We start from the raw sequence: 23,312 nt of genomic DNA on the forward strand, positions 1-23,312 counted from the left end.
TCTCATATTTTTTTATCCTTGATTTTTAGCATCTTGTGGCAACTCTAAACTAATTGTAGTAGTGTATGAGCCCTCACTGATATTGTGGCACACACCAGTTATTTTCCATTTTTTATGGCTCAAATAAGTGTTGCATCCAGGCTCAGCCAACCAATCGGCACAATCTCTTCCTCCCCCACCAACCAAATGGAAAGGATTAATTACCACAACAGAAGCCCATCTAATTACAGTTTCTTTAACACCACAAAATTCCCTGGCTGGATTTCCCACAATTCTTAATTCTGCTTTTATGGGCTCTTTTTGCATAAAGATTGCATTGGCCTTGGTGTGTTCTGATTGTGATTTTTCAGTCTCTTTGCCAGCTTTTTCCATAAAATGATTTACGGCTTGGGCAGATATTAGAACGCTTTGGAACGCACCTGTGTTTTCGCTAGTGCCAGGACAAATCTTATTATCCTTTTTTATGGGCTCTGAATTTGCAGGATTATTTCCACCGCCAGCACCAAATTTATTGAATGAAACCATCCAATTGATTTGTGGTGAGAAACTTATTACTGGACTGCAAAGGCCACCATTGACTATAAAAGTACCAATGCTGTTTTCACAATTATTCTCATTTTTGCAACCTTCTGGGTCTTCCCAAAATATAATAGTATTACTTAGCGGATCAAAAGAAGGAACAATTCCTTTATCATCTTTTGTATGAAATGGTTCTAGCCATTCCATAGCGGCTGCTAACTTGTTTTGATTGTCTGTCGTCCATCTATCTTTAGGTCCACGAGGAGGTATATTAGGACCACCAAAATCCCACTCTACGGGCGAGCCACCATTTTGACTTTTCTTCAAAAACTCTACCTTGCAGGTTGGTGGTTTTTCACCAAAGAGTTTAATGATAGCATCTTTCAGATGCATTTTTTGTACTTTGTCCCCCCCAAAAGAATCGCTGTGCCTACTGGCAAAAATAGCCTGTAAAACATCATTGGCAGTTACTATAAACTTTATTTTTCCCTCACTGAAACTTGTTTCAATGTTTGTCATTTCGGCTTCTATAATTGGGGATAATATTGGTGACATAGGACCATTACAATCACTCCCAACCCATCCGAATTGTGCCCTTACTTTTGGTTTGGTGTCAAATTCTTCAAGTTTTTTTGGCATGTCTTGAAAGAACTTATCGAAAGCTCCCCCTTGTTCATCAAAAATTTCTATCGTAAGCCCCATTCCATTAGACTTGTTGTATTCAAAACTTTTAATAATAGCTTCATGTGGTCTAGACGGAAATGATTTATTGCCAACTGTAACACCATTTTCCGCTGAACCTAGCCCAACCTTGACAAATGGAGCCATGTTCACGTAAGGCGGGGGCTTCAATAATGGAGGACAATAATAACTGTTGATACAACCAACTAAACAATTAGCCATAATTTTTCCTTAATATGGGTTACTCGGAAGCCTTATATTAGTTCCTGTTTTAAAATCATAAATATCGAAGATGTTATTAGCCTCCATAATTTTCCACCAAAAGTCGGGCGTGCCATAAACCTCCATAGAAGCCCTGTCAGGACGATATTCCCAACCAGCAGGTATAACAGCATACATATCGTCTGACCTTGATTCATAAACATGCCTCTTGTAAGTTGTAAGTGTTAAAAGCTTAAAGTTGCCATAATAAATAATTTCACTATCAGCATACCTGCTAGTGGCTGTTACAAAACCCTGTGTTGAATAGGTCGTTCTTTCTAATTTATTAGCCATTATCTGCCATCCGTAAATATTCTGCTTTGCCCTGGTAAATCAGCACTTTTGTATACTACTTCCCAAGTAGTATCTACATCAAATTGAACTGGTGTAAAAAGAGTTTTATTCCATGCTACATTTGTGGGAAATTTGACTGAATACTGCATTAAAATTACACACAAGGGGTCTTTATCTGACAATAAAGAACCACATCTTATCATGCAAACTGGTGGTGGAATAAATGGAGCACCGCCGCCGCCAATATCTCTTGGATAAACTGCACTCTCCAACGCCCTTAAAAAGGATAAATTTTCATCAGCATCACCTGCTTTTGTAGTATAAAAATGCAATGTCATTGAAATTGTTCTGGGGGCCGAATGTGAATAAGTCTTCAAAGGACTAGCTCGACCAATAACTGTTTCGTCATTATATTGTGCTGATTTAGAATCTGATATGTCTGGCAAGGCTTTCATAAAAACAGTGCCAGCACCCGGAATCATAATCCAACAATTCGGAATTTCTACTAATGAACCACTGCCATCTGTTGCTTTCATATTTATCCTTTAGACTACGCCTACGTTAGTTTCTCCTGTAGAGGGAGTGCCCGATTGCAATCCAAATTGCCACCTTGCATAATCTGTTGATTTTGGTGGCGTCATATGACTTCTTGAAGAGGTTGTACCTTGACCGCTCGCACGCATGACTTCACTCGGCTTCATTAAACTTACCAGAGTAGCAATATTTTCATTTATTTCTACTAAATTCTTTACTTGCTCCTCATTCAAAGCTTCCAACTTGGTGGTTTGTGTCGTTCCACTAACAGCAGATTGAGACGCACTTTGCTCTTGTCGTATGCGATCATAAACATCATTTACAGGACTGGCATTAGCTGGCACATTAGTGGCTGGTTCTATCTTGGGAATGGGCATCCTTCCATCTGCCATGTTGTTTGCCGCTCCCACAGCCGCTACTTGATTATTAAGGTTTTGTTTTAACAACTGAGAATGCATAGTTTCTGGCAAAGCATTTGGTGCATAACCACGAGCATAACCAGCTTGTATGCTTTGGTGAAAATCAAGTGCTGTTGGTGTTGCCGCTGATACTGGCGTTGTGGTTACTGGTGCTGTTGGTGTTGCTGCCGAAACTGGCGTTGTGGTTACTGGTGCTGTTGGTGTTGCTGCCGAAACTGGCGACTCAGACACAAGTTTTCCATTTATAAAAGTACCAGATGTTCTACCAGCTTGACTCAACTGATTACTACGGTCGTCCTTGCCTTGATGAAGCTGCCATTGTCGGTATTGTAGTTCTCTGGCTTTTGCTGGCCCTAATGATTTTCCTCGTCCATTTGGATCAAATTTAAACTCGTCTGTAACTGCGGCTGCTGGTGTCGCTGCCGCTACTGGTGTGGTTGGAACTGTAACTGCGGTCACTGGTGTCGCTGCTGCTACTGGTGTTGCCGCAACTGGTGTGGCTTTAATTTCTTCTAATTTCTTCCTTGTTGTTTCTACCTCTGTTTGAGCGGCTTGAACTGCTGCCTGAGATGCTTTTTGATCTGCTTCAATTGCTGAACTGTTCATCCACTTGGTAAACCAATTGCCCTCTGGGTTCATGGATTTTTCAAGATTAGTCTTTTGTCCCTCTAGGAATGCTTCATTAGCAGCCAATAGTTCTTCAAATTCTTTTACACTCTTGTCTTTTTCTGCTGCTGAAATACCAGCTTGCTTCTTTGCTTCGTTGCCCCTTTGTTCTATTATTGCTTTGTTCGCCTCCCCACCAGCTTTAGCCATCCTTTCAGTTTTTTCTGCTGCCGTTTTAGCAGCTTTGGTTTCTTCCAATGTTAATTTGTTTGATATCCAATTTGCAACTTCCGTAATACCTTTTTGCAATAATTCAAAAGGCGATTTGAGCAAATTCCAAGCACCATCAGCAATTGCCAAGAATCCCGACTTAACCTTGCCCCACACCCAACCAAGGCCAGTACCAATATGCGAGAATCCAGATTTAACCCAATCCCAACTTACCGAAAGCCCCTTTGCCATTGTTTGGAAAGGCCAACTAACTATATCCCAAGCTCCCTTGAGACCACTGCCAATTAATGAAAATCCTGATTTAATTCCGCCCCACATTACACCAAGTCCCTTGCCTATTAGTTTGAAGGGCGAGCTAATCAACTTCCATGCTGCACCGAGTCCCTTGCCTATTAACTTGAAGGGAGCACTAATTATACTCCATGCCCAACTAAGCCCCTTGCCAATCAATGAGAATCCTGATTTAATAGTGTCCCAAACACCACTAAGACCGCCTCCAATGCCCTCGCCAATTGAGAACCAGGATTTGATCCAATTCCACACTTTTTCAACTCCATTCGCTATCATTCTGAATGGCCAACTAATTACATCCCAGGCAGCACTAAGCCCATCACCAATCAAGGAGAAACCAGATTCTACCCAACCCCAGGCCACATCAAGCCCCTTGCCAATCATTTCAAATGGCCAACTAATTATGTCCCAGGCAGCACTAAGCCCCTCGCCAATCAATGAGAACCCTGATTTTACCCAACCCCAGACTACACCAAGTCCCTTAGCCATCATTCTGAATGGCCAACTAATGATGCTCCAAGCCCAACTAAGCCCCTTGCCAAGTAATACAAACGCTGGTTTAACAATACTGTTCCAATACCAACCAAGGAACTTGCCAATTAGTGAAAATGCTTTAATTATCATTCTGATTGGGAAAAGCAATACTTTGGCAAAGAATCCCAATACTTTGATTATCAACTTGATGGGGAACATCAATGCTTTTACAAAGAAACCAATAACTTTAATCAATAGTCGAATGGGCACAAGAAGAACTTTCAGAATAATGCCAATTGTGCCTCCAATAATCTTGGCAGCGGTGCCTAATACCCATCCAACTGCCTTAAATATTGTGCCTATTATTGTGCCAATAAATTTTACAACTGTTCCTATGGCTGATCCTATGGTTTTAAGAGCGGAAATAAAACCGCCAGTAGCAGCACCAGCTTCACCGCCTACGCCACCTGCACCACCGCCGCCAAACAAACTTATGATTGGTTGGAATATCGATTTAATCGTATCCCAAAGAGTGCTAAACACACTTCCAATTTCTGTGAATATGTCTACAACCGTATCCCAAAGGTCTGTAAATACCTCTATGATAGGTGCAAATATTGCTTTAGTTCCTTCCCATATTCCGCTAGCATATGATTGAATGCCTTCCCAAATACCGCTGAATATTTCGCTTAAACCATCTTCAAAACCCTGCCATATGCCACCAAATAAAGCATCCATTCCAGCCATGAAGGTTTCTTTTATTTTGGCAAATATATTCTCAAGACCAAATGCCTCCAATATCATTCCTGGCACAGCAGTTAAAACATCCCAAATCATTTCGGGTATGCTCACTATTGCATCCCAAATCATGCTCGCAATCTTGCCAGGAAATGCCTTGATTTCTGCCCATGCTCCACTAAAATCAAGTGTGGCTAATTTGCCCAAAACACTGAATAGACTACCCAGAGTCGTCCATAAAATTCTGAATGGCAACAGTACGTATTTCCATATAAACGTGCCCAAAGCTCCTAAAACCTGTATCAAAGCCCTAAGTGGAATAAGCAATATATCCACAACTTTGCCCAGCATTTGGAATGTCTTTCCAAGAATTCCAACAGCAGGCGGCTCCACAGCAACTTCGGCGGATTGCAATGCTGCATTAGGAGTTCTGCGAAGACCATCAACACCAAGAGTGGCTTCTGGACCTATTCTTGCCAAGCGTGGTCCATTTGGTCCCATTTCTTGTCGATAAGTTCTGCCTTCTTCGGTTCGATAATCTCTGTATGCTCTGCGATTTGTTGCTGCTGATTCTGTAGCATCAAATTCTGGAGCGATTGCAGCTTCGGTAGCTTTGGTGGCAGCAGCTTCTGGTTTTGCTTCTTCCTTGATGCCAAGCCACTTCTTTAGCCATCCAGGCATCATGCTAATTAATGCACCTATTGTATGGTCATATAACCAACCACCAAATGCTGCAAATGGCTCAGAAATTGTCTTCCAAAGCCAAGCACCAGCATCTGTAAAGTAACCAAACGAATGATCCCATAGCCATTTCCCAACATTGACAAACGGGGAAACAAACATCTTGTAAAGAATTTTGCCTACTGATGGGAAGTCAAAGTTCAATAATGCCATCGTCAAATCATAGACATCTTCAAAGAAACCAATGATACCCTTAATCACTGGAGCTAATAGTTTTGCAATTAGTTTCACCACAAAAGCTATGGCTTTCACAACCCACATCACAGGTGTCAAAATAACCTTAATCAAGAAGCCAACAATCTTGCCAATGGCTTTAAATATTCCACCAATTACTTTGCCTATGAAACCAAGAACATTAGCAATTGTCTCAAATATACCGACTGCTTCACCTCCTTGCGTGGTAAACGCCTCAAGAATTGGACTCAAAGCATCCGTGAAGAGATTTATAACTTCCTTTACAGCATCTATAACTGGTTCTACAGCAGCTACTAAGCCTTCCCAAACACCAATTAACACATTCTTTATAAATCTATAAATTCCAACCAATATGCCTAATAAAACTTCTAATACCAGCATTATCGGACCTAGCACAGGAATAAAGTAGCCGAATGTTCTAAAGATTTTGGCAAGTGCCACCGTCAACGTTCCAGTAGCTCCAATGTATTTGCTGAATATTCCAAATGTCATGAAATTCAAAGCACCCGTAAGCATACCAGCAGCACCGGCTGATAATTTTTCGTGCATACTAAGTTGCTCTTGTTTCTTGTTGAAAATTTCAGCGGCCTTATTCATTGATTTGAATCCCTGAATAAGAGAACCAATTACCGAAACAGCAGCGACAATAACAGCTACAGCTATTGCCACGGGCCATGCCAAAGCAGAAATAGTAGCCCCTAAACCAGCGAGAGCCCCACCAGTTGTGCCAGCAGCAGCAGCAGTCGCCCCAGCAGCACCTTCTACCACGCCACTAACTCCCACTAATGTGGAAGTGGTGCCTAATGCAGCAGTACCTAATGCTGTTGTCTCTGCTCCTATTCCCGCTAATGTGGAAGTGGTGCCTAATGCAGCAGTACCTAATGCTGTTGTCTCTGCTCCTATTCCTGCTAATGTGGAAGTTGCTTGTAATGCGGCAGGTGCCAATGCCGCTGTACTGCTTTCCATTCCAACCAGTGTCGGCAAAGTCTTCAATGCAGCACTGCCAACGCCAGCCGTTACTTCTTCCATTCCCACTAATTGAGGCAAGGATTGCAGTGCGGTAGTGCCAAGTCCAGTCAATTCAGATTCTATTCCTGATAACACCTGTCCAGAACCGGGAAGCATCTTGACATCTTCCAAGCCTTTTTCCACCACACCACCAACTTTACCTAATTTTGGTTTGCCGCCCAATATTTGCTGAGTTTTTTGCTGAGTCTTAGACGTAGGTCCGTGACCTCCCATTATTTGCTTTAACTCCTGCTTAGCCCGAGCTTCAAGATGTGCCAAAGACACATAAATGGTATGTTTGCTTGTTGCTGCTTTATAGAGATTGGCACTGGATTTTGAAATCTTTTCTAATGTGGGCTGTGCCTTATCTTCTTTTTTCTTGAAAGCATCTTTGATAGAAGCCCACACTCCTTTTTTCTCGCCCTCAGGTTCCGCTTTTTCTTCTTTGCCTTTCCACATGGACTTGATGGCACTCCACGCACCTTTTGCACCACCACCACCCTCAGCCGCATTGGTGCGGAATGTTCCAAATCCTTCTCTCACACCTTTGCCAAAAGTTGCCAAGCTTTTCCCGATTACGCCCGCTCCATAAGAAAATGCCACTAGTTCAGCCATTAACTTGACTATCATCATGACCTGTAAATACAAGCCAGACCAACGTCTAACAGCACCACCAAAGTATAGTCGTATCCTCTCATTAATTGTGTCTAATATTTGAGTCATGTGACTAAATGGATCGGCAGCTTTCTTTTCCTTCATTGCCAATCGCTGCGACTCCTCATTCATTGCTTCGCCAATTGTTTTTATTCCCTTTAAATTACCAGCACTAAGAGCCTTTGAAATTTCGCCAGTAAAATCTTTACCACCAGCCTTCTTTAACTTGTCGGCACCGTACATCAAAGATTCACTTGCCATCTTAAATGAATCAGATGTATTAATTCCAAGATCATTGATGTCTTGCATCATGTCTTCGTTTTTAGATATATTGGTAGAAAACTTCGCCATAGCTTCATTCATGTCGCCAGATTTTTCAGCGGCTTCTTGGAAAGTGCTAACAAGGTTCATACCACGACCTAATTGTAAATCTGATAATTGTTTCTCTAACAATAATCTTTGTTTTGCGGTGGTATTTTGGTCATTTATTTTTCCCGTAAGCTCATCCATCTGAGTGGTAAGAGACTTCCCAGAATTAGCAGCCGATTCTTGCATTCGTTTAAGTTCGCCAAAAGTATATCCTGTTATTGTTTGCAATAGATTATTTTGCCATTGATCTACTGCCTCTGTGCCTTTTAGAGAAACGCCATTAAGAATTTCGGCAACCTTCTTTTCCAATCCTGCGGCTATATCTTTTTGCCCAGCCCGAGTTCCCATCATTGTTCCGCTCAACAAACCACCCTTTTTGTCGTGCAATCTTCCAGTGGCATCAGCAATCATAATGAGCAAATTCTTCATTTGCGGACTAGTCTTATTAAAGAAATTGTATACACTACTGGCTCCCTCAGCCATTTCAGTCATTTGTTTATCGACACCAATCTTCGATGCAGCAGTCAATAAACGTATGATGCCCGAAGCTGAGTCGGCAGTTAAAGTGCCGACATTTCTCATTGTTTCAATAAGAGGTTCGGCCTGTTTGACCACTGCTGCTAAACTTGCACCCAAAACTCCAGTTTCTCTGGCTACTGCTCGTATTCCCCTTCCTAATTGTGCTGTTTGATTTACTGATAAGCCCATCTTCATGTGCCAAACAGACAAAGTATTGGCTATATCACCTGCTTCATCTCCAACCATTGTGGAAACATGTAGTCCAGTCTTGGTTACACTTATCATTTCTTTTTGGGTCTTAACACCACGTTGTAAGTTGGCAAGATATGCTCCTTGGAATTTAGATAAATTCAATCCCGTAATATCCACAGTTCTGCCAATTTTTTGAAATGCTTCTTGTGCTTCTCCAAAATTTCCAGTAATACCTTGGGTAACATAACCAATTTCACGCATGTGTATCATGAAAGACTGTTCATCTTGAATAAGTCCACCAAATGTCGAACTAAGAGGTTTAAAACTGTCAGCAATGGCAATAGAACCAGCAAGTATTGAGCCCCAACTAAAGGCTGATTTAATTCCCGTGTTAAATTCTTTTCCCCAGGATTCTCCATCTGCTTTGGCTGTTCCTTTTGATTTACCCCCACTGCCACCCCCTGCCGCCTTTACTTCTCCCTTTGGTTTTTCTGCCTTACCTTCAGCCGCAAGCTTTTTTTCCTCTTTGGTTAAATTTTTGGTGGCCTCCGTGGATTTTCTCATTTGATCCATTTGTTTTGTAATCAAATTGAGTAATTCCCCAAGTTTGTCAACACCCTCTTTAAATCCCGCCTCTAGTTCGCCCATTGCAGCGACCAATGCATCTGTTTTTTCGCCATATTCTTTTGTTCTTTGATTATATTCTGTTGTGTTGGCACGCAGAACATTACAACACTTGCCCAAAAGATCAGCAGGCGAGAGTTCAGGAGGTGTAGGATTGGTGGTGTCTGCCATTATTCTTCAGCTTCTCCAAAAGGTAGTTCCATTTGCTGCCCAGCCCCTGGTGTTTGCATAAAATCAAATTTTTGTTGCTGTGGTTGCGATAGTTCTTCTGCCTTAATATTGACTTGTTGTTCTAACTGTCTCTGTATAGATTGCTTGATTGCATCCATTTGATTAGGATCATATGCTCTGGATATGTCACGAGCCGCCACAATATCATCGCAATTCAACATTTGTAAATTTTGAATGTTGTCAAATCCGACCACATAATGACGATATGCTCTTTTCAACTGATTGTCACCCATAATAGTGTTATAAGAGAAAGCGGCATTACCACAATTTATGACAATTCTTTGAAAATCAAATGATGTCAAATAATTTAGATTAATGCCCTTAATAAAAGGTTGTTCGATTCCCCCATTCGTTCTTTGACGTGCAGCCCAACTTACATCAGTTACAATCACCACAGGATAAGGATCATGCTTCCAATTTCGATATCCAAAACGAATAATTGATCCTCTTGGAATCTGCCCACCTACACCAACAGACCTGGGACCACGAACTGGTTGAATGTTTTGAAAAAGATTATTCAGTATTTGTCGGGCAGTTTGAACATTTAGTGGCATATTATTATGTAGTCAAATGGGCGGGATTTACATAATATATATGCTTCATTGACAAACTTAGAAACGACCCCTGGAAGCATTGTGCCCCATGACAGAATTACTGTAATCGGTGCCCGTGCTTCGCATCATAACTCTGCCTAACGGATCGCCATCTCTATCATAATCACCAGTTCTTAATTCTCGTTCGGCTTCATAACTCTTTTCAAAGAACTGTTGCAACTCTTTCACAATTGCTTGCATTACCTCTTTAGCTGCTTGCTCTTCATTTATATCATCAGATACCAAGTCATCATACATTTCTTGTATATCTAAACGATAAGCCCTGCCGTAAGGATGTGTCTTTTCCTCTTTTTGAATCCTGTAAGCTATGGATTCACCAGTTTGATAAATTCTGATTCCCTGAAAAGAAACCTTGCTAACAGGACTAACCACAAACAAAAAGGGTTCCTCGCCCTCATCCAAGTGATTCTTGATTGTCAATCCTTGCTTGGAAAGAATTTGCTCAATCATCTTGAGGTGTTTTTTGGCTTTGCGAGTCTTTTTGTCCACAAACTGGTTAAATGTTTTCATTAGTATCCTTCTTCCTTTGTAATCTGTCGAATCCTTTGCATTAACTCAGGAATGTCACCACTGGTGATTTCTTCTCTGTTTATATATAGAATAAAATGATCGGAATCTCTAGGAATACGATGATCCCCAGAAGTGGAAATAGACATAACTTGTCCAGAACCAGCATGCATTCGATTGTATCTCTCTACTTCTCTGTTTAATTCAGCCAAATCCTCTTCCTGCTGCACATATTGCTGATAGTTGGCATCATCGGGTTCCTCCGGTGGCCAGTCTCGCCAATGTCTTGCTTCTAAAAATTGCTGAAAAGTTTTCATGTTTTTTTCTTTGTGGGAATAGCATTGAGTGGAATTTGACGACGATCACGATCCATGCCCTCATGGTTGTAATTTTTTCGTCTTTCTTCCTCTTTTTGAGCCCAAGAACCCTTCCAAGGTGTAATTGGCTTTTGTTTGCCTTTAACCACTGGACCTCGGCCCTCCTCAGTCGGCTCCTCTTGCGTTTCCTGCTCAACAGGCTCCTCGCCGTATTCAGGATGCTTTTCCGTAACCCATTGTTCAAAATCTTTCATTAGCATTGCCTCAATAATAAGTCGTGTGCTGAATATACGCATCGCCGTAATGTTCTCAAATCACTCGGGTTACCCGTATAAGGGGTTTCCTTGAAAACAAATCCTGGCAATACGCTAGCCGCATCTTTGATCGTTTGATAAGATGCTTTCAAAAACAAGATTCCATTCCTTCTCTCAACAAATTCAATTTCTTCTGTGGCTGGCATGCCATCTTCATCCTGCTCGCCAGTTTCTTTAACAAAATAAATGTTCAAATCAATATAAGGAATTATTTCTCCATCGTCTGTTATCATTGCTTCACTATTGTCCGAGTGTCTTGTGCGGACTACCAGCTTGCCATCCTTGTAGGCACCCTTCAAGGCGTTTGAGAAATCCATACCCAATGTGTAAACCGTTCCATCATCGGCTACAACATTGATAATAAAAGCTCTAGTCTTAAAGAAATCTGCAATAGATTCGACAACTACTCTTCTACGCAAAACCTCTTTCTCCTCAGGGCTGCCTTCCTGCAAACGCTTTGCTTCTGGTTCTGATAAGAATCTTTCAGGATCATCCTCTTTCAGTGACCAATTGCCTAAATTAATAGCACCCCACTCTGCATTAAAACGAGTGGACATCATAACTGAATACTCACGCTCATTGTAAATAATATCTTCAGTATTCGATCCTGATCCCACCTGTACCGCACCTGTAAGCGATGCAATGAATTTGCGGTGTAGATCACCCTTTAAATTGCCATAGCCACTCATTTTAATGAAAATAGCATTAAGCATGGGCATTGTGGATAAAGTATTAAATGTATGATTGACAACAGAAGTAGCTGGATTGTTTTGATCCAATTGATCCTTCATGTTTCTTCTGATTTCATTGCTGGCTTTCTCAATGTTAGAATTTTGTCTCAAAAGCTGAACATTAAAATTGTCTTCAATGAATTTTCGTTGATATGGCTGTAAATCATCTTTGTTTCTTTGTTCATTCAAAATGTCAATCAATTGATTGGTGTCGCCTTTGATGGATTCTTTGAAATATTTGTTCTTCCAAATTTCAAAATCTTCTTCCACACCCTTTTGATCTGGCATTTCTGGGGCCTGAGGGTCTTGGGACATATCCTCTCCAGATGCCTGTGTTTGTTGCATGTTGGCAATATTGGGATCATTTTGATTGGGGTTCATGCCACTTGGTTGCCCTGCTGGACCCGGTGGCATTTGTCCACCTGTGGGATCAACTCCTGGGGCCTGCATCCCGCCAGCATCAGGCTGTCCACCCATCGTTGGCATGTCTTGTTCTACCAACCAATCTTCGAATATATCTTTATTCTTCATCGTATTGTGCCTTTTTGGCTGCCTGCTGAATTGATTTCAACAGTTGTCGCTTACTATTAGTTATGTTGATGGTTGTTTTGTTTTCCTGCTTGGCATTCAAGTATGGTTTATAAGTGTCAGGAGACTTCAATTTAATACGGGTCATCAAATCAGCAACTTTAGACATCTTATCCGTTGTTTCTGTTTTTATTTTTAATAAATTGACCAATGCCTCTTTGCTTGATGTGGAAGCATCACCACCATTGATAACCATTTCTTTAAACTCAACAAAACACTCATCAATTTGTGTTCTGTCATCCCGCAGATTTTTGATAATTTCTCCATAAATTCCAAGAAGCTCTTCGTCTCCTACCAAACATTGTTCTTTTTCCTGAACCTCCGCAGGTAGACTAACATTCATTTGTGGAATAAGGTCTTTAATATCCTCTTCCATAGCCGCTATTTCATTTTGATTTTGCATTCTATTGATTATATAGAGTATAGAGGTGAAAAAGTTATGGAATTTAGAGACTTTATCGAAGCTTCCAAGCACCCCGCTCATTTTGCTTACTTCCGACCAAACCAAAAAGGTGTGCCATATTATTTGCAACAACAATATGGCATTTCACCATATGTTAGCTCTAAAACAAAAACCGCAAATATTGATGGAAGAGACATAGAAATACCCGCATGGACCAATGCACCAGCATATGCTGCCGCAAATATACATGCTGGCACCATGAAAACATTTTTGCAAAAATATGATAGATTGGGCGAACCTCCACAAGAACCACAGCACGATTTAATCAAACAATGGTTTGGCGAGATAATGCCGGGATTGCAAGTAGATATTGTCCCCGATGGATTGATAGTATCTGGGCCGTCTATTCATTCCATAACGCCCAAAGATTTACAAAACAAAGTGCAAAACCAAGCAAAATACAATTCTCTTTCAGCAAAACAAAGTGTAAATACCCTGACACCAGGGGAACAAAAGGAGCTTGCTGATTTAGAAACTATCCGTAACTTAAATTGGTATAGAGCGGGGAAAACCGTAACACAGGATGGTACTGAAATAATTTTTGTTCCCCACAATAACTGGGTGACAACCCATCGCAAAGCACCACAAAGAAGTAAACGAAGTTACTAAAATGTCTTCATATTTTCTACTACGTTAAGTATAGATAATACAAAGGTAAATTATATATGAATCGATCTTTTAAAGACTACGTTCTACTCAAAGAAGAAAAAAGCTCTGAAAAAGACTGGAAAAAAGAATTCATTTCGTTGGAAAAAGGCTTTATTCCCCCTCCAAAAATGAAACCAGTCATCGAAGCTTTTCTTAATAGTAGTGAAATTAAAGTCATTGATGATACTAGCAAAGATGTTACATTGCCCAAAAAATCCCTATTCCTTTGCGGTGGTTCAGTCCGAGATTTCCTAAAGGGCAAGTCCCCACATGAATTCCACCTCTGCACAAACGCCACCCCAGCCCAAACCGCACTCATTCTTCATAGTGCTGGTTTTAGATTTGAAGGTGGCGACCCAGGAAAACTTAAACTGACTTTTCAGCCTCGCCCCATGAAAGAAGGAGCAGTACGTAGCTGGCGAGTAGGCAATGCCGATAAAAAAGGTGGTTGCTATTCTATGATTGCCACCTACAAGGGAGAGCCATTCGAAATTTGCACCATGATGAAAGACCCCAAAACATCTCAAGTCGCCAGTGCAAAAGAATTTGTCGATAATCCCAATGATGATGCAAATGGACGTGATTTAACTATCAATGCCCTTTATATCGAATTGTCAAAACCAGATGGTGAAAACAATAAATTATTTGATCCAACTCAAAAAGGCTGGCACGATGTAACCAATGGATTGGTGAGAGCAGTTGGTAGTGCCGAAGATCGATTCAAAGAAGACCCAATTCGTATCCTGCGTGCCATTCGATTCCACGCAAGATTTGGTAAGGGTGAAAAAATGGACCCCGATATCCGACGAGCTATGGATCGATTCAAAAATCTTGAAGGTGTATCGTTATCCGAAGTACGGGAAGAATTTCTAAAAGGCTTGCTACACCCAGATACAGATGCAAAGAAATATATCAGCATCTATCAACAAGCCGGTTTGTTCAATAAATTATTCCCTAATGTCACCATTCATGGAGAAGTGCCGCCTGAATTCTCAAGCAGAAAAGACAAACCACTCGCTCTGGCATGGATTTTACAAGATAATGATTTGCAAACAGTCAATAAAGTCCTCTCTGCTGAAGCTGGTTGGAATTCCCAAGATAAAAGAGCCGTTCTTTTCTTGTTGGCTTTGAAAGAATTCTCCCCGGATGATAGACCCCAAGCCCTCAATTCTTGGAAAGGTACAGGTCTATCTAAAACACAAATTAAAGACTGGGTAGAAATGTTCAATATCACAGATGGTCGTGGTGTAAAAAGAAACCGCAGACCAGTTTGGGCTCTTCACGTCAGAACCTTTGCTGATAATGATCTCCCATTAGCTGGACCTAAAGAAGTTGGACAAGTTCCAGATATCCAAAAACCACAGGCTCTTAATAACCTAGAAGCAGAAAAATTCAAGAAGTTATTACCAATCAGTAAAGTCGCAAGTCTTTAATTGATAAGTATTTAGAAACAAAGCAAATATTTTTTGTTGTTATTATGCTCTAAATACTGCGTGAAAAACTTTCATCAAGTATCCAATGTGTTAAAGAAACATTTTCCCAACTACAAGGTAAGCATCAGAAGAGTTGTTGTTCCACCTGATATTGCTGGCGAATGTTGCTTGTTGCCCACACGCAAAAAATGCAAACAATTCATGATAAAAATAGATCACAGTCTAGATGAAGACGCAGCTATTTTAATCCTTTTGCATGAGTGGTCTCACATTCTTTCTTGGCAGGCAAGAGGAGATGACCACGGAATTGAATGGGGCAAAGCATATAGTCGCATTTATCGGGTGTATCTAAAAGATTGGATTGAAAAAGAAAATCAGAACTAAACTCTTTTGATACTATGGATTACTTTGTTACCGTTGTGCCCTCCTATCAACACTTTTGGCAAGTTGAACTGCTGATCGAAAGCTTCAAAATGCTAAAAATGCAAGATAGGCTGCTTGTGGCCATCGTTGGTGCCCCAACCTCATTGCCCACCAATCTCCACAACCACTCCAGAAAAATATTTTGCTCGGATTTTAATGAATCTTCTGGACTCAATTATCCACCTATCAATAAAATAGCTTGCCTTAGAACCGCTCTGCATGCTTTGGACTCTAACTTCACATTGCTGCATACAGATATGGTAATGGTTGGACCTGTACCCAATGTCAAACAAAACATCTGCTTTACCCCATCTCCACCACCACAAAAAGTAGTTGATATGCTTCAATTACCATCTGATTCTATATGGGTATCCTTCGATGGAGCAACTATTTTTAATCAAGTGCCAACCATATTTTTTGACAACGTTTTGGAAGCAACCAAAATCCTAATAGACATGTATGGAACAGAATGGCCCGCAAGTCTTGCCGCATGGAATTCCATCACGCATCAACACAATCTTTCCATTCTTGGTGCTGCTATAGAATCTCCACTAACTCAAACCTCTTCTGCTCTGCTGCCTTTTGTCCACTACAAAGCAGGATTGCCACCCTACTTCAGCAAACATGCCTACAATCCTGAGTTTCAAATCATCAATCCTTATAACGCCTTCATAGATCACAACCCCAATTTCTGCACCAATCACGTTCGAAACGTAATCTTAGCCTACCAAAAAAACACAACTTGACAATGGTAATCATTTTATTTATATTTGCCTAAGAGAATCACCCAGAAACCTCATCGGGGAATCACCCAAGGAACATACATTATGGCATGTGATTGTCAAGACATAGACTTTTTGCCAAACAACGAGTTGATAAAAAAATTATTGGAACGTACCACCTTTTTGGGTGTGGTCATTTCCTCAGAAGATGATCCCCATAACACCGAACATAAAAATTTCTCTGTGTCCTTCAACAGCCAATTAGACACCAAAGAAGTCTCCCAAATCCTGCTTTGGGCCGCAAATGCACTGCTTGAAACCGCAAATAGTGATTTACAACCACCAAATTCTGGAGTATAATAGAGGAATGATAAGTTGCGACGAAAATGAATGCGAATACTTTGGACAACCCACCAATGGCAAACTCTTGGTTTTGCCAAAGTCTGCTGCTAGTAATTTCACCTACGATAAGCCGTGGGCTTGTATCTCTATTGGCTGTGAACCGGGTGATTGGCCTAAAATCAACAAGTGCCAACAAGTTGATCTTCTTCAAATCGCTTTTGCCGATCTTGATAGACCACTCAATCAAGAAGAGTCAACTGATTATGCCGAAAGTCACAAAAGCCACAAGCTGAACCCAATTCTATTCACTCCCGAACACGCTCAGCAAATTTGGGATTTTGTAGAAAAAAATTGGGATAAAGTTGAACTCCTTATGGTGCATTGCCTTGCAGGTGCTTCTCGCTCTCCAGCAGTTGCAGCCGCTATTGCATTAAAAAAATATGAAAATGACAATCTGTATTTTCAACTCTATTGCCCAAATCGATTAGTCTATAGAACACTCTTGGAAACAACAGGACTGTCTCTTAAGCCACATCCCGTGGTCAAAATAGCAAATAAAGAACTGTTCTAAAACATATATAAAGTATGACATGCTTTTCAGCAACAGAATTTGATGACAGTTTTTATGTTTGCATTGCAGTAGCACCCGTCGTTACAGTAAAAACACCCGCTATTTGTCGGGCGGAACAAAAGTTTTATTGCAGCACCTATAGCAGATGTACCAAGTCCCTTCTGATAAATAATGCCTACGTGCCCGCCATCACAGTTTGTCAAATGGACTCGTTGTATGCACAATATCTCAAAAGCATAAATTAAAGTAAAGCCATCCGTAAGGCTTGTTCATCTTTAATTACATAATTTCCATCCAATGCATACTTTACACCACGTTGACAATAACGAAAGAAAATAGAATCATATAGCCATTCATTGGGCTCGGCTACATGTATCTTTATTTTTCGACTGACACCATCTGCGTTCTTCTTCAAACAGCCTTGAATATCACGCACTAATAATTCATATAAGCTCAAGTCTACTGCCCGCCAACTCATCCAGCCAAATGCAAACAACCCAGTAGGATATTGCCACGGTGGAGTTATTAATGGTCTGCCCAAAATGACATAGACTTCATCACAACCAGCATCAATACATTGTTGTAGTGGTGCCATCTGCCGAGCACCAGCATCTACCCACCCATTTCTGTCATGCACAATTCCAGGTATTGCCACTGCACCTAGTGCAGCGTCGGCAAATTCTTCTCTGGAAACTTTTGTGCTCCATATGTACTCAATTTCCCCGCTCACAATATTTAGTCTTGTGACTACCCCTGTGCAAAATGGACCCTGTTGCACAATTTTGCCAACCACTTTTTCAGCAGGCTTCTCATTGAATATTCCACGATTCCATAAAAAATTCCAATTAAAACCAAATAAGCTAAGAATGGTGGTAACACCATTCCACATATCAACAAGGCCCTGCGGACCAGCGTATGCATAGCCTGTCGAACATGCAGAACCAGATGATGCCCCCATGACAAAATCAGCCTTGATTCCATGCTTTTGATATAAATCTAACGCTATTCCAGCTTGAATCGCTCCCCTAGAGCCGTCCCCAGAAAAACAAAAACCTATCATTTTTTATTCCTTTTAGTTTGCCAATCTTTAATAGATTTAAGTGGTAATACAAACATCAATATATTTAATGTCAAATTATCACTAATCAACCATAATGTTGTGAGTTCCATCGCCACTATCAATGCCACAATTGTATAATAAGGCACATAAAGACATAAAGTATAACCAGCTATTACACACAAAATATCACACACTGAATTTAAGACGGTATCACCAGTGTAGTCTGTTGATGATGTCTTAGTTCTGTAATGATTGATAACAAAAGGTGAATTCTCCATCATCTCCCAAATGGCCTCTAATAATACGGCTATCCACAATTGACCACACCAAAAAAACACAAAACCATGTATGATGTGCGAAGGAGAATACCAATCAAACATCTGTCTGGAAGATTCTTCCATGTTTCCCCATATTTTTATCTTCTCTGGGAAAATCCTCCTCCCAAATAATAACTCAACCGAAACCATTACCACTAATATAATTGCTATTATCGATGCTGCTGCCATTGTAAATAATCTTTCGCATATCTTTCAAGTTCACGCCCAGACAAACTTTGTATCTTTGCTCTTATTTTTTCTTTTGAATATTCTGGATGTTCTCGCATCGCTGCCGACATCAACCTTCCTCGCAACTGCTTATCTCTTGAACGATAGCCTTCTTTTCCCCAATCCCTTGGCCATTCCCCATATCTCTGCAATAAACGCAATAATGCCGATCCTTTAATAAACTGATCCGGCATCCTCGAATCACTATAATAATCCCCAGGCTCTGCCCCCCTTGGATATTCCTCTCCCCATTTGTCTTCCTCTGGACGACGAGATACTGTTGCTCTTTCGCCAGCAAATTTATCCATATTGTCTTGTGGTCCAATCTCATCATGCATCACACATAACAAACCATAGTTTCTTATGTCGTCATCCGTAACATCTTGAAATCCTTTGCCTAATTTCTTGCTAATATGATGCACCATAGCATTCACAGCCCTGCCCAATCCCTTCTTATCCGCCATAAATATTACTTCATCGCTCTCGGTCGGTGGCTGTCCGTAGGTTTCATCGTCGTATCCAGAACTACTTTGAAAATCACCAACTTGACCAAATAAACCTATTTGACGAATAGAGGGCTCATTATCCACCACTGTGCCATGATACAACGTTCGTTCTATGAAATTTCTAAAATTCATTGCTTAAAAAACAACTTTCTATTTTCTTTGTCCAAAGCATAATAAATATGTCTCATCTGTTTTTCATTCTTCTTCGACCACGCATCCTTTATGCGATTGCTTATCTCCTCACCAGATTTAATGCGTAGTCCAGAAGCTGTGTTCAAATCTCCCGCCGATAAAGCTGGATGAACGTTTTCTCCCCAATCATTTCCTTGTAAATCTTGACTGTCTGTTATGCCTATGGTTTTGTTTAATATGTCTGAAATTTCTTGATCTGTTGCCGCAACAAGATTTGTGTTCACAACCTGTTGAAGATATTGCTTTGCCTCCTTGTCATCCATGTAAAAAGATTTTGTGGGCAATCGTTTGTTTAATACTTTTCTAGCAATGTCTTGAATTGATCGCTGAAATTGTCCACGCTCATGAGGTGCGGCCTTCATATACTCACGAGCAGTTGTCAAAGCCTCTTGTTCTGTTGCGTCTTCCCAGCCAGAAAGATTGTTTCTTGCTTTGAATAATGCCTTTGATAACTTTTGAGCATCATCTTCTTGCTTTTTCTTTTGCATTGCCCAACGCTCACTTTGAGCCTTTATGTCGGCATCAAATCGATGCATGTGTTGTAAATGCTCCTCATCATGCTCCAACTCATCGTTCAGATAATCAAGCCATTTTATTACAGGCTCTGGAAGTGGCGGGCGTTCTATTTGTTTGTAACTGTAATCATCTGTGATCGTCCTCTGTTTACACCAATGTAGTTCAAAAATAGCATTGTGGAGACCACCCATTGAACGATCAGATATAAAAATTCGCTTCTCAGCATCCCCCATTTTATGAAATTCATCAGGAGCATGCGTGCGATAAAGCGAAGGTATGTAACCGAATCGTGTGGCAGTTACGTCCCACATGGCCTTTTTTAATGCTTCATATGGCGTCTTAATAATCTCACCAAGCGGCTTGTTCCACCAACCTAGTTGGGCAATAACCTCAGAAGCAGAATAATCATAACTCTTTGGAAGCCAAAGCGTATCAATCCTGCTATTTAATGTGATTGGTTCTAATGGCTTGTCTGGCTTACGATATTTGCGACGAACCTCATCACTCGATAAATAACGATCAGGGTCTTCTTCCTCTTCTTCTAACCATAGTCTAAATTTAAACTCCATGTTGATATATATCGTAAACTGAGAAATTATTGAGATGAACTTTAAACAGTGGATAGAAGCACAAGGTATGGTTAACGATCCCTGGACCGCTATGGAAATCCTGGGTCTTACAAATAAATCGGGCGGAAATCTCGATCCACAAGAACTTATGGCTGCCTATCGATCCGCTGCCAAAAACGCTCATCCCGATGCCGGTGGCAGTAATCAACAAATGTCCCTGGTAAACGCAGCCAAAGATTTCCTCCAATCCTATGGCCAACCACTACCCACTAAACCCGATGTAAAACAAAAAAGCTTCTGGGATACCGGCACATCTGTAAAAACAACAACTAAAAAAGAAAAACCCAGAGGCTCAGAATCCTATACCGTCAAAGATTTAGAAGCATTTATCCACTCCGTTATGGAAATGGGTGCCACCAATGTCTTCGTTAAAACAAAAGTAGATCGTATGCCAATGGATGCAGAATTCGGTGACGGTGTTGGTAGCCGACCATTAGGTAGCCAAGAGAAAAAAATAAGTGGCAAAGATTGGAACGCCGATCAATACCTGTCCTTCATCTTCAACACCATGTCCAAAGATAGAGCCGAATACCCAGAAGGTATCGTTTGTATCAAAACAATCCCACAAGCCCAACAACCCTATGGCTGGATTACCTACTATTGGTCCGCTGATCGAAGCTGGGAACGATTCCTCGGTGCCTATTCCGCCGATTATTACGTCCGCACCATCGAATTCATCAAACCAACCGAACCAGTAGCCAAACCTAAAGATGCTCTGAAAAATCGAGCTAATGTCGAAAACTACCTCAGAGAAAAAGGTATGAAACTTTTGGCAGCTAATAAAGATCATTATTGGGGACTTGCAGAACATATGGGAAGACGAACCCCTATCGGCTACCTTATCGAAACTAGCCCCAGAGTTTTCTCTATCATCCATCGTTACCAATACAAAGGTAGCTATCGATCAGAAATGAAAGTCATTACACTTGACTCTAAATCCTATGGACAGGTTACACCCGCTATGGTAGATATTGCAATCAATTGGGTTAAAAAACGATATGAACAAAAAGGATTCGGTGAAAAAGAATGAACTTCAAACAATGGATAGAAAGTTTTCGTCATCCAAGCAACGTCCCAGTTGACTTCGCTATGGCTATCTATAAAATCTTCCATAATCAAGCCGATTATCCAGAATGGGAAACCTTGGATAGCTATCAAGCACACCAAGACCCAGTTTTCGATTGGATCAATGCAGTTCTACAAGCAAATGGTGTAGAAGATACAAAAAAAGAAATAGATTGGTTTAAAATGCAATTGGCCAAAGGTAGAAATTAATATAGTCCCAACTTCGGGGCACATTTATTAAATGCATTTCCATTCGCTTAAACCGTCACTAACCTCGAACCGCTTGGCTTTTCATCCCAATAAGTTGGCTCAGGTTTGGGAGCATTTTCATCATCGCCATCATCATCCTTTTGCCAATCATCTATTACTTTTTTTACCCAAATTGCTAATTCATGGGGCGTATGCAATCTTCCTCCCGAAGTATTGCTTCGCTCCCCTACCTTTTTGAGATTGTAACCACCCCAACTATTCTTGCCCATCATTACCGTTATATTTCCTATAATTTCAACCTTGGAATTACCATCAATCTCCCCAGTCATCGAATCGTAAGAATCAATCGGTCGCTCATCTACAGCATTCGCCGTCAAAAAGAAATGCCCCTTGGTACAATAAAAATGACCAGCAACTGTTACCGTTTTTATGCCACTCAATCCGTATGGACGTGGTTCAAATTTCCATTCTCCATCCGTTACAACAAACTCCAATGTTTTCTTGATCGCTTCCGTTATGTCTTTAAACTTCACAGTCGCTTCTAACCATGTTCTAAATTTCATGTTCCAAAAAATCTCCTTAAATCTATTGCATAATTATAGTCCTTGGGGCCATACATCTTATCCTTCCTACCCGTGCCATTATCATAAATACTCTCCCCCCCACCACGATACATACCCAGTTGTAAATTCGATACTGCTCGGTGCAATTCGTCAATCCTTTTTATCTGCTGCCTCGTTGGCATTTTAAAAATCCTTAAATTCGCATAATCATTGCCATAATGTAAACTCATCGACCCAAACCGCTCACAAAATTCCCTAATGGCCCAAGAACCACTAACAATACCAACATCATCCCGCAGAAAATGACCAACCTCTCGATGGTCAATCCCCCGCACGTCACCGGGAGCACCCTTGTTGCTCCCAGAAAAATTTAGCATACTTCCATCAGCCAAAATATAACCCGCTACCGCAAAATTATTCGTAATCCCATAATACCGCTTTATTCGAGTTAATAACTTCTCATCTGGGCTTCGCTCCACAGACTTACGATGTAATGACCGAAGTGCAGCGGCATGGTCGGGAAATATCTTTTCATCAATCTCCCCATCCCTCATCATACCAGTCATTATTCTTTTCGCATCCTCAGCACCACGCCAATCATAACCCTTCCGAACCATATAATTATTAACAGATTGCCACTGCTGAGTCGTTAAATTCGTTTCTAAAAAATTTCTAAATTCCATTACTATTATATAGCAAATGCCCTGGACTTTTTAAGACAGGGAACAATTGCACGCAATAGGGCGGCAATTATAACAATATGAGGTGTTTT

General features: G+C 40.8%; 24 protein-coding genes. 8 read left to right on the forward strand and 16 right to left on the reverse strand.

The window, feature by feature from the left end:
* Positions 1-12 precede the first annotated feature (12 nt).
* Genes M0R80_08765 through M0R80_08810 form a run of 10 tightly spaced genes read right to left on the reverse strand, consistent with a single transcriptional unit; the run spans position 13 to position 13,055 of the window.
* Positions 13-1,422, reverse strand: coding sequence for a hypothetical protein (locus M0R80_08765; GenBank protein ID MCK9459716.1), 1,410 nt, complete (start codon positions 1,420-1,422; stop codon positions 13-15).
* A 9-nt stretch (positions 1,423-1,431) separates the two neighbouring features.
* Entirely contained in the window at positions 1,432-1,755 is a 324-nt protein-coding gene (locus tag M0R80_08770; protein MCK9459717.1) for a hypothetical protein, read from the reverse strand.
* Positions 1,755-2,291, reverse strand: coding sequence for a hypothetical protein (locus tag M0R80_08775; GenBank protein MCK9459718.1), 537 nt, complete (start codon positions 2,289-2,291; stop codon positions 1,755-1,757). The genes M0R80_08770 and M0R80_08775 overlap by 1 nt, the downstream gene beginning before the upstream one ends.
* Positions 2,292-2,300: 9 nt before the next feature.
* Positions 2,301-9,521, reverse strand: a complete 7,221-nt coding sequence (locus M0R80_08780; protein ID MCK9459719.1) for a hypothetical protein — start codon at positions 9,519-9,521, stop codon at positions 2,301-2,303.
* Positions 9,521-10,135: a hypothetical protein gene (locus M0R80_08785; GenBank protein MCK9459720.1), complete on the reverse strand. Its 615-nt coding sequence runs from the start codon at positions 10,133-10,135 to the stop codon at positions 9,521-9,523. Before M0R80_08785 ends, M0R80_08780 begins: the two co-directional genes overlap by 1 nt.
* A gap of 57 nt (positions 10,136-10,192) precedes the next feature.
* On the reverse strand, positions 10,193-10,705 hold the full coding sequence (locus tag M0R80_08790) for a hypothetical protein (protein MCK9459721.1): 513 nt from the start codon (positions 10,703-10,705) through the stop codon (positions 10,193-10,195).
* Complete coding sequence (locus tag M0R80_08795) at positions 10,705-11,019, reverse strand: hypothetical protein (GenBank protein ID MCK9459722.1); 315 nt, start codon at positions 11,017-11,019, stop codon at positions 10,705-10,707. The genes M0R80_08790 and M0R80_08795 overlap by 1 nt, the downstream gene beginning before the upstream one ends.
* Complete coding sequence (locus M0R80_08800) at positions 11,016-11,273, reverse strand: hypothetical protein (protein MCK9459723.1); 258 nt, start codon at positions 11,271-11,273, stop codon at positions 11,016-11,018. The genes M0R80_08795 and M0R80_08800 overlap by 4 nt, the downstream gene beginning before the upstream one ends.
* Positions 11,273-12,595, reverse strand: a complete 1,323-nt coding sequence (locus M0R80_08805) for a hypothetical protein (protein MCK9459724.1) — start codon at positions 12,593-12,595, stop codon at positions 11,273-11,275. The genes M0R80_08800 and M0R80_08805 overlap by 1 nt, the downstream gene beginning before the upstream one ends.
* A complete protein-coding gene (locus M0R80_08810) occupies positions 12,585-13,055 on the reverse strand; it encodes a hypothetical protein (protein MCK9459725.1) in 471 nt (156 codons plus the stop codon). The genes M0R80_08805 and M0R80_08810 overlap by 11 nt, the downstream gene beginning before the upstream one ends.
* A gap of 36 nt (positions 13,056-13,091) precedes the next feature.
* Here M0R80_08810 and M0R80_08815 point away from each other — a divergent pair, with 36 nt between their 5' ends.
* Genes M0R80_08815 through M0R80_08840 form a run of 6 tightly spaced genes read left to right on the forward strand, consistent with a single transcriptional unit; the run spans position 13,092 to position 17,254 of the window.
* Positions 13,092-13,724, forward strand: coding sequence for a hypothetical protein (locus M0R80_08815; GenBank protein ID MCK9459726.1), 633 nt, complete (start codon positions 13,092-13,094; stop codon positions 13,722-13,724).
* 56 nt (positions 13,725-13,780) lie between these two features.
* The gene (locus M0R80_08820; GenBank protein ID MCK9459727.1) at positions 13,781-15,196 is read left to right on the forward strand and encodes a hypothetical protein; all 1,416 of its coding nucleotides are present in this window, start codon (positions 13,781-13,783) and stop codon (positions 15,194-15,196) included.
* A gap of 60 nt (positions 15,197-15,256) precedes the next feature.
* Positions 15,257-15,580, forward strand: a complete 324-nt coding sequence (locus M0R80_08825) for a hypothetical protein (protein ID MCK9459728.1) — start codon at positions 15,257-15,259, stop codon at positions 15,578-15,580.
* A gap of 14 nt (positions 15,581-15,594) precedes the next feature.
* Entirely contained in the window at positions 15,595-16,365 is a 771-nt protein-coding gene (locus M0R80_08830) for a hypothetical protein (GenBank protein ID MCK9459729.1), read from the forward strand.
* 24 nt (positions 16,366-16,389) lie between these two features.
* On the forward strand, positions 16,390-16,701 hold the full coding sequence (locus M0R80_08835) for a hypothetical protein (protein MCK9459730.1): 312 nt from the start codon (positions 16,390-16,392) through the stop codon (positions 16,699-16,701).
* A gap of 7 nt (positions 16,702-16,708) precedes the next feature.
* On the forward strand, positions 16,709-17,254 hold the full coding sequence (locus M0R80_08840) for a hypothetical protein (GenBank protein ID MCK9459731.1): 546 nt from the start codon (positions 16,709-16,711) through the stop codon (positions 17,252-17,254).
* Positions 17,255-17,495: 241 nt separating this feature from the next.
* Here the strand turns inward: M0R80_08840 and M0R80_08845 are convergent, their stop codons facing one another.
* The 4 genes from M0R80_08845 to M0R80_08860 are packed head-to-tail and all read right to left on the reverse strand — an operon-like array spanning position 17,496 to position 20,642.
* Entirely contained in the window at positions 17,496-18,314 is an 819-nt protein-coding gene (locus M0R80_08845; protein ID MCK9459732.1) for a hypothetical protein, read from the reverse strand.
* Positions 18,311-18,820: a DUF2585 family protein gene (locus M0R80_08850; GenBank protein MCK9459733.1), complete on the reverse strand. Its 510-nt coding sequence runs from the start codon at positions 18,818-18,820 to the stop codon at positions 18,311-18,313. Before M0R80_08850 ends, M0R80_08845 begins: the two co-directional genes overlap by 4 nt.
* Positions 18,802-19,449 carry a hypothetical protein gene (locus tag M0R80_08855; protein ID MCK9459734.1) on the reverse strand — a complete coding sequence of 216 codons (648 nt, stop codon included), beginning with the start codon at positions 19,447-19,449 and terminating at the stop codon, positions 18,802-18,804. Before M0R80_08855 ends, M0R80_08850 begins: the two co-directional genes overlap by 19 nt.
* A 44-nt stretch (positions 19,450-19,493) precedes the next feature.
* Complete coding sequence (locus M0R80_08860) at positions 19,494-20,642, reverse strand: hypothetical protein (GenBank protein MCK9459735.1); 1,149 nt, start codon at positions 20,640-20,642, stop codon at positions 19,494-19,496.
* Between the two features lie 34 nt (positions 20,643-20,676).
* On the opposite strand from M0R80_08860, the gene M0R80_08865 reads away from it, so the two are divergent.
* Together M0R80_08865 and M0R80_08870 are read left to right on the forward strand one after the other, a co-directional pair.
* Positions 20,677-21,732, forward strand: a complete 1,056-nt coding sequence (locus tag M0R80_08865; protein ID MCK9459736.1) for a hypothetical protein — start codon at positions 20,677-20,679, stop codon at positions 21,730-21,732.
* Entirely contained in the window at positions 21,729-21,977 is a 249-nt protein-coding gene (locus M0R80_08870) for a hypothetical protein (protein ID MCK9459737.1), read from the forward strand. The genes M0R80_08865 and M0R80_08870 overlap by 4 nt, the downstream gene beginning before the upstream one ends.
* A gap of 47 nt (positions 21,978-22,024) precedes the next feature.
* Here the strand turns inward: M0R80_08870 and M0R80_08875 are convergent, their stop codons facing one another.
* Together M0R80_08875 and M0R80_08880 are read right to left on the reverse strand one after the other, a co-directional pair.
* A complete protein-coding gene (locus tag M0R80_08875) occupies positions 22,025-22,540 on the reverse strand; it encodes a hypothetical protein (GenBank protein ID MCK9459738.1) in 516 nt (171 codons plus the stop codon).
* Positions 22,537-23,223, reverse strand: coding sequence for a hypothetical protein (locus M0R80_08880; protein ID MCK9459739.1), 687 nt, complete (start codon positions 23,221-23,223; stop codon positions 22,537-22,539). The genes M0R80_08875 and M0R80_08880 overlap by 4 nt, the downstream gene beginning before the upstream one ends.
* Between the last annotated feature and the right edge of the window lie 89 nt (positions 23,224-23,312).

Source organism: Pseudomonadota bacterium, from assembly GCA_023229365.1.
Taxonomy (GTDB): domain Bacteria; phylum Myxococcota_A; class Polyangia; order JAAYKL01; family JAAYKL01; genus JALNZK01.

Excerpts from the sequence above, each read along its gene's own strand:
- M0R80_08765 (MCK9459716.1), bottom strand. The coding sequence starts at position 1,422 with ATGGCTAATTGTTTAGTTGGTTGTATCAACAGTTATTATTGTCCTCCA.
- M0R80_08770 (MCK9459717.1), bottom strand. The coding sequence starts at position 1,755 with ATGGCTAATAAATTAGAAAGAACGACCTATTCAACACAGGGTTTTGTA.
- M0R80_08775 (MCK9459718.1), bottom strand. The coding sequence starts at position 2,291 with ATGAAAGCAACAGATGGCAGTGGTTCATTAGTAGAAATTCCGAATTGT.
- M0R80_08780 (MCK9459719.1), bottom strand. The coding sequence starts at position 9,521 with ATGGCAGACACCACCAATCCTACACCTCCTGAACTCTCGCCTGCTGAT.
- M0R80_08785 (MCK9459720.1), bottom strand. The coding sequence starts at position 10,135 with ATGCCACTAAATGTTCAAACTGCCCGACAAATACTGAATAATCTTTTT.
- M0R80_08790 (MCK9459721.1), bottom strand. The coding sequence starts at position 10,705 with ATGAAAACATTTAACCAGTTTGTGGACAAAAAGACTCGCAAAGCCAAA.
- M0R80_08795 (MCK9459722.1), bottom strand. The coding sequence starts at position 11,019 with ATGAAAACTTTTCAGCAATTTTTAGAAGCAAGACATTGGCGAGACTGG.
- M0R80_08800 (MCK9459723.1), bottom strand. The coding sequence starts at position 11,273 with ATGAAAGATTTTGAACAATGGGTTACGGAAAAGCATCCTGAATACGGC.
- M0R80_08805 (MCK9459724.1), bottom strand. The coding sequence starts at position 12,595 with ATGAAGAATAAAGATATATTCGAAGATTGGTTGGTAGAACAAGACATG.
- M0R80_08810 (MCK9459725.1), bottom strand. The coding sequence starts at position 13,055 with ATGCAAAATCAAAATGAAATAGCGGCTATGGAAGAGGATATTAAAGAC.
- M0R80_08815 (MCK9459726.1), top strand. The coding sequence starts at position 13,092 with ATGGAATTTAGAGACTTTATCGAAGCTTCCAAGCACCCCGCTCATTTT.
- M0R80_08820 (MCK9459727.1), top strand. The coding sequence starts at position 13,781 with ATGAATCGATCTTTTAAAGACTACGTTCTACTCAAAGAAGAAAAAAGC.
- M0R80_08830 (MCK9459729.1), top strand. The coding sequence starts at position 15,595 with ATGGATTACTTTGTTACCGTTGTGCCCTCCTATCAACACTTTTGGCAA.
- M0R80_08840 (MCK9459731.1), top strand. The coding sequence starts at position 16,709 with ATGATAAGTTGCGACGAAAATGAATGCGAATACTTTGGACAACCCACC.
- M0R80_08845 (MCK9459732.1), bottom strand. The coding sequence starts at position 18,314 with ATGATAGGTTTTTGTTTTTCTGGGGACGGCTCTAGGGGAGCGATTCAA.
- M0R80_08850 (MCK9459733.1), bottom strand. The coding sequence starts at position 18,820 with ATGGCAGCAGCATCGATAATAGCAATTATATTAGTGGTAATGGTTTCG.
- M0R80_08860 (MCK9459735.1), bottom strand. The coding sequence starts at position 20,642 with ATGGAGTTTAAATTTAGACTATGGTTAGAAGAAGAGGAAGAAGACCCT.
- M0R80_08865 (MCK9459736.1), top strand. The coding sequence starts at position 20,677 with ATGAACTTTAAACAGTGGATAGAAGCACAAGGTATGGTTAACGATCCC.
- M0R80_08870 (MCK9459737.1), top strand. The coding sequence starts at position 21,729 with ATGAACTTCAAACAATGGATAGAAAGTTTTCGTCATCCAAGCAACGTC.
- M0R80_08875 (MCK9459738.1), bottom strand. The coding sequence starts at position 22,540 with ATGAAATTTAGAACATGGTTAGAAGCGACTGTGAAGTTTAAAGACATA.
- M0R80_08880 (MCK9459739.1), bottom strand. The coding sequence starts at position 23,223 with ATGGAATTTAGAAATTTTTTAGAAACGAATTTAACGACTCAGCAGTGG.